The organism is Erwinia sp. HR93 (assembly GCF_034555055.1).
GTDB lineage: Bacteria > Pseudomonadota > Gammaproteobacteria > Enterobacterales > Enterobacteriaceae > Apirhabdus > Apirhabdus apintestini.
Window position 1 is genome coordinate 1,969,141 of the sequence record NZ_JAXUDP010000001.1, and the last position, 8,848, is coordinate 1,977,988.

Sequence of the window (8,848 nt, forward strand, 5' to 3'; positions counted from 1 at the left end):
CATGGTGGTACCCAAAGTTGAGCGTAAGACGATAGATGACCTGGTGGCGTCGCTGAATTACCAGACCCATCACTTTCCGGGCACTACCCTGACCATTGCTGTCGCGCTGATGCCCGATGGCTTTATGGTCAGCAGTGGATTCAGCGCCACGGCGCATCCGGGGCTGTTTGACGAAGAGACGGGAAGGAAAGTGGCCATCGCTAAAGCGCAGCACAATGCGACTGAAGCGCTGTGGCAGTTTGAGGGTTACAAGCTGAAGTCGCAGCTGGCATCGGGGAAGTCCGATGACCGTTGAGATTGAAGACAAAGGCGGGAACTGCGGCTCGATTGGTATGGCGAATGGCACCTGGTTTACCCTCCTTGATATTCCGGGGGTGGAAAACCTTTTTAATACACAAAAAACCAATGACCCGATTGACTGCACCCGCGCCAAAGCACGGAAGCTGGCTGACCTGATTGAGGCATGGGACCCCCCAGACCACTGGTTTACCGGCATCCGTAAAGCAGAAGGAAAAGCACTTCTCATCGAGTTCCTGCGCAATTGCAAAGGTTTTCGCACTCGCTGATACCAAAGGGGCCTCGGCCCCTTTCTTCTTAATCCCCTTTAATATCTGTTTTCCCCGTCACCGGACATACTGCCCTGAAATCACACAGGAGCATGACCATGTCACAGACCAAAACCGAAGCCGAAATCTTTGTCCTGCAGTTTCCTTTCACCACGGCTGCAGGTAATTCCGTTCCTCAGCTAGCACTTAAACGACTGACGGTTAAAGACCTCAAGCAGGTCAAGAAAACCCATAAAGACCCGGCTGACTGGGACGAACCGTTGATTTCCCGCAGCACCGGCTTGCTGCCTGAAGACCTGGACAATATGGACCTTGCCGATTATCTGGAGCTGCAGACCCGATTTCAGAAAATCACAGGGCTGGGCAAAAAGCCCGACAGCGATAACGAAAGCACAGGGGCTGCTGGCGAGGTGGTTCCGGTTTCAGCCGGGGGAAATTGCCGCTCTCGATATTGACGATCTGGAAATGTGGCTGGAGCAGGCTGAAGAGCAAATCAAAAGCGAGTACGGCGACAGAGACTGACCATTTTGATTAAGTATGACAGCAGCCGGATAGCGGCTGCTTCCTCCTTTCAGTATCCCTTCAGCACTTTCCTGACCTTTCTTCTTTTACATACCGACCCGGAGGATATCCATCGTGGCCAGTAACTTTTCCGTCGGCGTTGTTATTGGTGGCATGATTGGCAGCACCTTCCGTTCTGCGATGAGCGGTACCCGACGCGCCCTTGATTCCCTCAATGATACTTCCCGCCGCCTGCAGGAACGCCAGGACAATCTGACCCAAAGAATTGCCCGCTATGGCCACCTTGGCACCTCCTCCATGCAGAACCTGAACAATGCCCTGCTGAGGGTGGGCCGGACTATGGAGCAGGTTGAGCGGCAGCAACGCCGTTTGTCGGCAGCCTCAGCCACCAGTGATGCGCTGAAGGCTAACCGCATGGCGCTCTATGGTCAGGGAGCGGAAACCTACGCTATCGGTAGAACCCTCGGAGCGCCAGTTATGGCATCCGTAAGGCAATATGCCTCCTTTGAATCTCAACTGCGCGATATCAGCGTCACCGGCGATCTGGATGCCCGGCAGGAACAGGCTATCGGCACCGCTATTCGTCAGGCATCGCTCAGGGTTAACCAGCTGCAGGAGTCGCTGTTGGGCGGCGTTGGCCAGTTAGTTGCCGATGGTATGAACCCGGAGCAAGCCGCAAAATTTGCGGGGCTACTGGGTAAGGCCGCCACGGCAGAAAAGGCCGATATGACTGACCTTGCCAAAATGACCTTTGCGTTTAGTGATGCGCTCAAAATTACCGATGCGAAAGAGCTGGAGCAGGCGTTCGGTATAGCGGCTACTGGGGCAAAACTCGGTTCATTTGAGCTGAAAGACATGGCAAAAGCGTTGCCTGGTATGGCCAAAGCCTTTGCAGCCCGTGGGATTTACGGTAAGGAGGCGATTACCCAGATTGTTGCCAGTCTTGAAGTCGGCAAAGGCAGCGGCTCCGCTGAAGAGGCTGTAACCAATATGTCCAACTGGCTGGCCGCTATGGGGCGCGGAGATACCATCGGGAAGTACGCAAAAGCTGGGGTGGATTATCAGGGTTCGATGCAGAACTATGTCGCCCAGGGATTTTCCCAGTACGAAGCTTCTCTCATGATTGCTAACCGTTTTGTTGACGGTAAAGGTAAAGCGTTTTTACAACAGTGGAAAGCTGCAGGCTCAAGAGGCGATCAGGAGGGCCAACAGAAGCTGATGGAATCCTTTGGGCTGGCGGAAGTCTTTACTGATATTCAGACCGTGAACCATCTGCTGGCAATGCGTCAGGGCTGGGATAAATATCAGTCCAATAAAAAGGAAATGAACACGCCAGCTGCAATGTCCACGCTGGATAAGGATGCCGCAAAGCAGAATGATACGCTTGAAGGCCGCTGGCGCAGAACGCAGATTGGTTTTAATGACTCAGCCATCAGCATCGGGCAATCCTTACGCCCAGCGTTGGTTCAGTTGGGGGAAACCTTCATCCCCTTAATGAACAGCGTTGGCAAATGGATTGCGGCGCATCCACAGCTGGTCAGCGGTACTATCAAAGTGGTCGGCGCATTGCTCGCATTTAAGATGGCCACCATCGGCCTTAAGCTGGGGCTGAACCTGTTGTTCTCTCCCTTAACCAGCGTCTGGAAAAACGTCATTTTATTGCGAACCAACTGGCTGCGTCTGAACGTTGCTCTGGCTGAAGGTGGCAAACTCCGCTGGCTGGTGACCGGCTTCAGCTCGGTTGCGAAGGGAGCTGCAACGCTGGGCCGCGTGCTGTCTGGTAGCCTCGTTCGCGGCATCATGCTCGCCGGACGTGCCGTTCTCTTTATTGGCCGTGCGCTGCTGATGAATCCCATCGGTCTGGCCATCACCGCCGTCGCGGCAGCGGCTTACCTTATCTACCGCAACTGGGGCGCGGTGAGCGGCTGGTTTAAGCAGCGCTGGGCTGACATTAAAACGGCGTTTAACGGCGGTATTGTGGGGATTGGTAAGCTACTGATTAACTGGTCGCCGATGGGCCTGCTCTATAAAGCTTTTGCGGCCGCGCTGAAATATCTCGGCGTTGATCTGCCAGCAAAGTTCACTGACTTCGGTGGCCATCTTATCGACGGCCTGATTAACGGCATCAAAAATAAATGGGAATCGCTCAAAACCACTGTTACCGATATGGGCGACAGCGTCGGCGGCTGGTTTAAAGAAAAGCTGGGTATTCACTCGCCGAGCCGGGTGTTTATGGGCTTTGGTGACAATATCGCGCAGGGTGCCGCTATTGGCCTGCAGCGAACCACTCCGCTTGCGGCGCTCGCCGGGCAGAAGCTGGCAGAAGAGATGACGCCTGACGTTCCCCGTCTGCCGTCACCTGAGATTATGGCCGCAGGGTATACTGGCCGGGGTGCAGGTGCTGCTGCCGGAAGTGGTGCGTCAGGCGGTATACAGGTCAATTTTAATCCCCAGTTCTACCTTAACGGCAAAGAGGCCTCGACGCCTGCCGGGTTAACCGGTGCGCTGAATATGAGCGTGCATGAGCTTGAGAAAATGCTGGAACGCCTGCTGGCACAGCAACAACGCCGGAGGTACAGCTGATGTTTGCGGTTCTGGGTGATATTGAATTCGAACTGATTACCTACTGGGACGGCTTCGAGGCGACGTTCGGTGTTGATTACGCCGAGCATGCCCGTATCGAGGGCAAACCCGGCCTGCAGTTCATCGGCGACAAGCTGGACGAGATCCAGATAAGCCTGGTCTTTCACCAGCACTATTGCGTGCCCGACGTCGAGCTGGCGCGTCTGCGAACGGCGATGAAAGCCCATCAGGCACTGGCGATGGTGTTTGGTAACGGTGACTATCGCGGCTGGTTTGTGATTACCGATGTGACCGCAACCAGTGAGCAGACCGACAGCACCGGCAACGTGCTGGCGGTCAACGCTACTGCATCGCTCCGGGAGTACATCGGTGACCCTAAAAACCCACTGAAGCCACCTGCTATCCGTACACAGGTACCGGGCACCGGCGCGGTATCTGCTGCGGTTCCGTCGCCTTCCGGTGTGGCGCAGTACGTCCGCGACGGCGTCAACTATGCAAAACAGGCGCAATCTGCGCTCCAGACCACCATCAGCGCGGTGCGTATTGCCCAGAAAATGAAGGATAACCCCACCGTCGCACTGACCCGCGTGCCGGGGTTGCTGAGCGGTCTTGGCAATATCTCCGGTTCGCTGGGGAGCAGCGTTCCTGCGTTCAATGCACTGGCCGATTCCATGCCGGATGCCATCAGTCTGGCGCGGGCCACCAGTGAGGCCGCCTCGTATGTTCAGCAGGCGCAGTCTTCGCTGAACGGCGTCGACGGCAGCAATATTGCGGCGGCGCTGGATGCGGTTTCCGGTCAGCTGAACTCCGCCAGTACCACCTTTACCCGCATGTCGCCGGGATTAAGCACCATGGCAGCCAGCATTCTGGCGAGGAGCGTGTGATGTTTCTTGAGCATGTCACCCGTGAGGGGGAACGCTGGGATTCTCTGGCATGGCAGTACTACGGTGACCCGATGGGCTATCCCCGGATTATTGCCGCTAACCCGCACGTGGCCATCACGCCAGTGCTTCCCTCCGGGCTGCTGTTGCTTATCCCGGTCATTGAGGCTGAAGAAGCCACGACAGAAGAGGATACCCCGCCATGGCTGAGGTAAGCAGCACGCAGGCATCATCTGCCCTGACCGGCGTCAGCGATGTACTGTCGCCGGTGTTCACCCTCTGGTATCTGAAAAAGAATATCACCAGCGATATTACCCCCTACGTCACCCGCATTACTTACAGCGATAACATCAAAAATGAGTCCGACACCATTGAGGTGGAACTTGATGACACCGATGGCCGCTGGCTGGATGCGTGGTATCCGGGCAAAGGCGACACACTGACCCTGAAGGTCGGCTACCAGGGGGAGAAGCTGTTGTCCTGCGGCACCTTCTCTATTGACGAGATAGAGGTCAGTTCGCCCGCGTCCGTGGTCTCCATCCGGGGCGTGGCTACTTCGGTCAACAGCGCATTAAGGACGAAATCAAGTAGGGGTTTTGAGAGCACAACGCTTGCGGCCATTGCCGGGCGCATTGCCAAAAAGCATCAGCTGAAACTGGTGGGCAGCATTGAGGTCATCAAAATTGACCGGGTGACGCAGTACGCCGAGACCGACGTGGCCTTCCTGCACCGCCTCGCCAGTGAGTATGGGTATGTGGTGAAGATTGTCAGCGATCAGCTGATATTTTCGCATCTGGCCACACTTCGCAGTCAGGAGCCGATTAAGCAGCTGAAGCCGCAGGATGTGGCCCGTTACTCGCTGCGCGACACCATCAACCGCGTCTACAAATCCGCAAGGGTCAAGCATCAGAAGAGCAGCACGAAAAAACTGATTGTGTATGAGGCTGATGGCGGAACCAGTGAGAGCGGCAAGCAGCTCAAAGGCGGCAAGGTCACTAGCGCCGACAGGCTGCAGGTCAACAGCCGTGTCAGTGACCCGGACAGCGCCCGCATTAAGGCCGATTCCGCCCTGGCTCGCCACAATGAATACCAGCAAAGCGGCTCCCTGACCCTGATGGGGGTATCTCAGCTGATAGCGGGCAATAAAATTGATCTGTCCGACTTTGGCCAGCTGTCCGGGCCGTGGCTGATAACCACCGCCCGCCACACCCTCGACCGAAACAGCGGCTACGTGACCGAGCTGGACGTCGCGCGCGGGCCTGTGACACGGGGCAAGGCGAAGAAAGGCAACAAAACCGGCAAGCCCCAGACGCTCACCGTCTACAAGCCGGACGGCAGTACATCCACGGTAATAAAGGAGAAGAAAAAATGACAGGCGTAACCCTGCAGACCGGCACAGTCAGTGCCGTAGATGCCGTTGGCGTGAAGGCCCGCGTCAGGCTGCCGGAGTGCGACAATATGCGCACCAACTGGCTGGACGTACTGCAGCGTAATACCCAGAACAACAAGGATTACTGGCTCCCGGATGTGGGCGAACAGGTCAAGGTGCTGCTGGATGAGAATGGCGAGGATGGTGTGATTCTCGGCGCAGTCTATTCTGACGTTGATAAACCATCGTTCAGCGACAAAGACGTGCGCGGCACTCGATATAATGATGAAGCTAGCTTCAGCTACAACCGGGCCACTCATACGCTAACGATCAACGGCGGTATTGAGCATATCGTGATATCTGTGGCCACTAACGTTTCTCTGACGACAAAAAACGTCAGCGTGACGGCAGAGAGCACAGCAATTGAGGGCAATGTGCAGATAACGGGTAACGTTGCTATCACTGGCAATGTCCAGGCTACAGGCGATATCCTCGCTGGCGGAAAAAACTCTAACCACCATTCACATTAATTGTGACTAAAGAAAAGGCCGCATTGCGCGGCCTCATCAACAAGATTCAGAGAGGTCTTTCAAAATCAAATATATCTTTTAGATACAGACCGTCACTCTCATCAAGCGGAATTTGTTTACCCGTTGTAAGTGTTATCGTGAATCTGCCACTGACGGGTTCCCAGCGAGCTTCAACAATGTGATCAGGGTTAATAAAATGATTTTTGTTCGTCAGCTGAAACATTTTTTTCTTCATAAAAACTCCTTTTTAAAATGCATGCCTACAAGATGTTAGGTCTTTTTTCACCATTTCAACTCTCTATAGAGCAGGCTATCGCACCAGTAACTGTTCCTAAACGCCTTTAATATCGGCGTTCCTGAGTAGGGGCAATACTGCCCCTATGAAAACAACCTCCGTATTCTGGCAACCGGCCCTGCAGGCCCCTGGCGAAATCGTCCAGGGGCTGGATGATATCTGGCAGGCCATTCAAATCATTCTGCGCACTCCTCGCGGCAGCGACCCGCACCGCCCGGAGTTCGGCAGCAACCTGCATCTTTATATCGACTGGCCCGTTGAACGGGCTATTCCACACGTTGTGCGCGAGTCAGTCGATGCTATCCGTCGCTGGGAGACTCGTTGCCAGCTTATGTCGGTTAAACCCGCCGTCGATGGCGAGCATCTTACGCTCCGGGTGAGCTGGAAAGGCTCAGACGGACAACCCCGGACTCAGGAACTGCTATGGCGCTGACAGAACCCGACTTTATTGAACGCGATGCCGATAAAATCACGGCTGAAATGATTGCGAAGTATGAGGCTGATACAGGCAAGACGCTGTATCCGGCACAGGCGGAACGTTTGCTGATTGACCTGTGGGCCTACCGCGAAATGCTGGTCAGAGTAGCCGTGCAGGAAGCCGCCAAACAGAATCTGGTCGCCTTTGCCCGTGAGCCGATGATTGATTACCTCGGTGAGCTGGTAGGCGTATACCGTCTGGCCGCGCAACCTGCCTCCACTACGCTCCAGTTCGCCGTCGATGATCCACTGGAAATGGATGTGCTGATACCGGCTGGCACTCGCGTTAGCGCCTCCAACAGCGTCATTTTTGCCACCGATGCCGACGTGGTGCTGAAGGCGGGGCTTCTGCTGGTCAACGCCACGGCGACCTGTACCGAACCCGGCGATGCAGGCAACGGCTGGCAGGTGGCTCAGGTCAGCCAGCTATTGGATGAGATTGACAGCGTCGACCTGCAGGTAAGCAATCTGGCGGCCAGTTCTGGTGGCTCGGAGCAGGAAGACAATGACCGGCTGCGTGAGCGCATCAGGCTGGCCCCAGAGTCATACACCAATGCCGGAAGCCGGATGGCATATCGTTTTCACGCCATGTCAGTACATCCCAGCATTGTAGATGTTGCCGTCCCGAAAAATATAATACCCGGAGTGGTGCTTCTTTATCCGTTACTCAGCACAGGCTTGCCTGATGCAGAAATTCTTCAGGCTGTTTATAGCTTTTGTTCCGATGAGAAGGTCCGGCCACTCACGGATACGGTAAAAGTTATTTCCCCCCTTCAGGTGGATTATACCATAGCGGCCAATATTACTATCTATCGCGACCAGGATGCTAATTCTGTCAAGAATGCCGCCAGTAGCGCTATACAGAACTGGGTGGCATCCCGCGCCGCCACACTGGGGCGCGATATCGTCCCCAGCCAAATTATCAGTGTGCTGTCGGTTGAAGGGGTGTATCAGGTCGAACTAATAACACCGGCTTTGCGAGTTGTAGCGGAAAACGAATGGGCAAATTGTACTGCCATCACCCTGAATATTACTGGTGTATCCGATGATTAATCCACTACAACTGCCGCCTTCTCTTGAGAGTGATATCAGTTTCAGAACGCTGGGAAGTCTGGCCGCACGAATGAACAGCATTAACCTTAGCGTACTGATGGTTTATCTGGTTGATATCGTCGACAGCTCTGCACTGCCATGGCTGGGCGAACAGTTCTCGCTGTTCGGCGATGGCTGGGAGCTGGCGGAATCGGACGATGTACGCCGCATGCTTATCAAATCCGCTATCGAGCTGCACCGCTACAAAGGGACGCCGTGGTCAATCCGGGAAATTATCCGCCGTTTCGGCTTCGGCGAAGTGGATCTGATTGAAGGCACTGGCCAGATCGGCTACGACGGCAAACACACTTACAACGGGCTTTTCGTCCATGGCGATGTGGAAGCCTGGGCGGTCTATCGAGTCATCCTTCAACAGCCCATTACTAACGATCAGGCGGCACTGTTACGTAAGACGCTCGCTGCTTTTGCTCCGGCCCGCTGCCATCTGGCGAGCCTTGAGTATCAGTCTGTCGCCATTCGCTACAACAACACCGTCAACTACGACGGCAGCTATAACCACGGGAGCAGTTAAT

12 protein-coding genes are annotated in these 8,848 nt (G+C 55.1%); 11 read left to right on the forward strand and 1 reads right to left on the reverse strand.

Annotated features, from left to right (window positions below; genetic code table 11):
• Position 1: 1 nt before the first annotated feature.
• The 8 genes from SFA31_RS09265 to SFA31_RS09305 all read left to right on the forward strand — a co-directional run bounded on the left by SFA31_RS09265 (position 2) and on the right by SFA31_RS09305 (position 6,451).
• Positions 2-295, forward strand: coding sequence for a Gp49 family protein (locus SFA31_RS09265; protein ID WP_322837710.1), 294 nt, complete (start codon positions 2-4; stop codon positions 293-295).
• Positions 285-566 (forward strand): hypothetical protein, encoded by a 282-nt coding sequence (locus tag SFA31_RS09270; RefSeq protein WP_322837711.1) that lies wholly within the window; start codon positions 285-287, stop codon positions 564-566. Before SFA31_RS09265 ends, SFA31_RS09270 begins: the two co-directional genes overlap by 11 nt.
• Positions 567-664: 98 nt before the next feature.
• A complete protein-coding gene (locus tag SFA31_RS09275; protein ID WP_322837712.1) occupies positions 665-1,021 on the forward strand; it encodes a phage tail assembly protein in 357 nt (118 codons plus the stop codon).
• 181 nt (positions 1,022-1,202) lie between these two features.
• Complete coding sequence (locus tag SFA31_RS09285) at positions 1,203-3,671, forward strand: phage tail tape measure protein (RefSeq protein ID WP_322837713.1); 2,469 nt, start codon at positions 1,203-1,205, stop codon at positions 3,669-3,671.
• Positions 3,671-4,555: a phage tail protein gene (locus SFA31_RS09290; protein ID WP_322837714.1), complete on the forward strand. Its 885-nt coding sequence runs from the start codon at positions 3,671-3,673 to the stop codon at positions 4,553-4,555. The genes SFA31_RS09285 and SFA31_RS09290 overlap by 1 nt, the downstream gene beginning before the upstream one ends.
• On the forward strand, positions 4,555-4,767 hold the full coding sequence (locus tag SFA31_RS09295) for a tail protein X (RefSeq protein WP_193160868.1): 213 nt from the start codon (positions 4,555-4,557) through the stop codon (positions 4,765-4,767). The genes SFA31_RS09290 and SFA31_RS09295 overlap by 1 nt, the downstream gene beginning before the upstream one ends.
• Positions 4,755-5,924, forward strand: a complete 1,170-nt coding sequence (locus SFA31_RS09300; RefSeq protein ID WP_322837715.1) for a phage late control D family protein — start codon at positions 4,755-4,757, stop codon at positions 5,922-5,924. Before SFA31_RS09295 ends, SFA31_RS09300 begins: the two co-directional genes overlap by 13 nt.
• A complete protein-coding gene (locus SFA31_RS09305; protein WP_322837716.1) occupies positions 5,921-6,451 on the forward strand; it encodes a phage baseplate assembly protein V in 531 nt (176 codons plus the stop codon). The genes SFA31_RS09300 and SFA31_RS09305 overlap by 4 nt, the downstream gene beginning before the upstream one ends.
• Positions 6,452-6,497: 46 nt before the next feature.
• Here the strand turns inward: SFA31_RS09305 and SFA31_RS09310 are convergent, their stop codons facing one another.
• Entirely contained in the window at positions 6,498-6,686 is a 189-nt protein-coding gene (locus SFA31_RS09310) for a hypothetical protein (protein ID WP_322837717.1), read from the reverse strand.
• Between the two features lie 145 nt (positions 6,687-6,831).
• On the opposite strand from SFA31_RS09310, the gene SFA31_RS09315 reads away from it, so the two are divergent.
• From SFA31_RS09315 to SFA31_RS09325, 3 genes are read left to right on the forward strand one after another with little or no spacing between them, the layout of a single operon-like run.
• Positions 6,832-7,179, forward strand: a complete 348-nt coding sequence (locus tag SFA31_RS09315) for a GPW/gp25 family protein (RefSeq protein WP_322837718.1) — start codon at positions 6,832-6,834, stop codon at positions 7,177-7,179.
• Entirely contained in the window at positions 7,170-8,276 is a 1,107-nt protein-coding gene (locus SFA31_RS09320) for a baseplate assembly protein (protein ID WP_322837719.1), read from the forward strand. Before SFA31_RS09315 ends, SFA31_RS09320 begins: the two co-directional genes overlap by 10 nt.
• The gene (locus SFA31_RS09325) at positions 8,269-8,847 is read left to right on the forward strand and encodes a phage tail protein I (protein ID WP_322837720.1); all 579 of its coding nucleotides are present in this window, start codon (positions 8,269-8,271) and stop codon (positions 8,845-8,847) included. Before SFA31_RS09320 ends, SFA31_RS09325 begins: the two co-directional genes overlap by 8 nt.
• Position 8,848: the final 1 nt, after the last annotated feature.

What these genes read in the sequence shown, in the direction of transcription:
- SFA31_RS09295 (WP_193160868.1), top strand. Translation starts at nt 4,555, where the DNA reads ATGTTTCTTGAGCATGTCACCCGTGAGGGGGAACGCTGGGATTCTCTG.
- SFA31_RS09265 (WP_322837710.1), top strand. Translation starts at nt 2, where the DNA reads ATGGTGGTACCCAAAGTTGAGCGTAAGACGATAGATGACCTGGTGGCG.
- SFA31_RS09315 (WP_322837718.1), top strand. Translation starts at nt 6,832, where the DNA reads ATGAAAACAACCTCCGTATTCTGGCAACCGGCCCTGCAGGCCCCTGGC.
- SFA31_RS09325 (WP_322837720.1), top strand. Translation starts at nt 8,269, where the DNA reads ATGATTAATCCACTACAACTGCCGCCTTCTCTTGAGAGTGATATCAGT.
- SFA31_RS09310 (WP_322837717.1), bottom strand. Translation starts at nt 6,686, where the DNA reads ATGAAGAAAAAAATGTTTCAGCTGACGAACAAAAATCATTTTATTAAC.
- SFA31_RS09275 (WP_322837712.1), top strand. Translation starts at nt 665, where the DNA reads ATGTCACAGACCAAAACCGAAGCCGAAATCTTTGTCCTGCAGTTTCCT.
- SFA31_RS09320 (WP_322837719.1), top strand. Translation starts at nt 7,170, where the DNA reads ATGGCGCTGACAGAACCCGACTTTATTGAACGCGATGCCGATAAAATC.
- SFA31_RS09300 (WP_322837715.1), top strand. Translation starts at nt 4,755, where the DNA reads ATGGCTGAGGTAAGCAGCACGCAGGCATCATCTGCCCTGACCGGCGTC.
- SFA31_RS09270 (WP_322837711.1), top strand. Translation starts at nt 285, where the DNA reads ATGACCGTTGAGATTGAAGACAAAGGCGGGAACTGCGGCTCGATTGGT.
- SFA31_RS09305 (WP_322837716.1), top strand. Translation starts at nt 5,921, where the DNA reads ATGACAGGCGTAACCCTGCAGACCGGCACAGTCAGTGCCGTAGATGCC.
- SFA31_RS09290 (WP_322837714.1), top strand. Translation starts at nt 3,671, where the DNA reads ATGTTTGCGGTTCTGGGTGATATTGAATTCGAACTGATTACCTACTGG.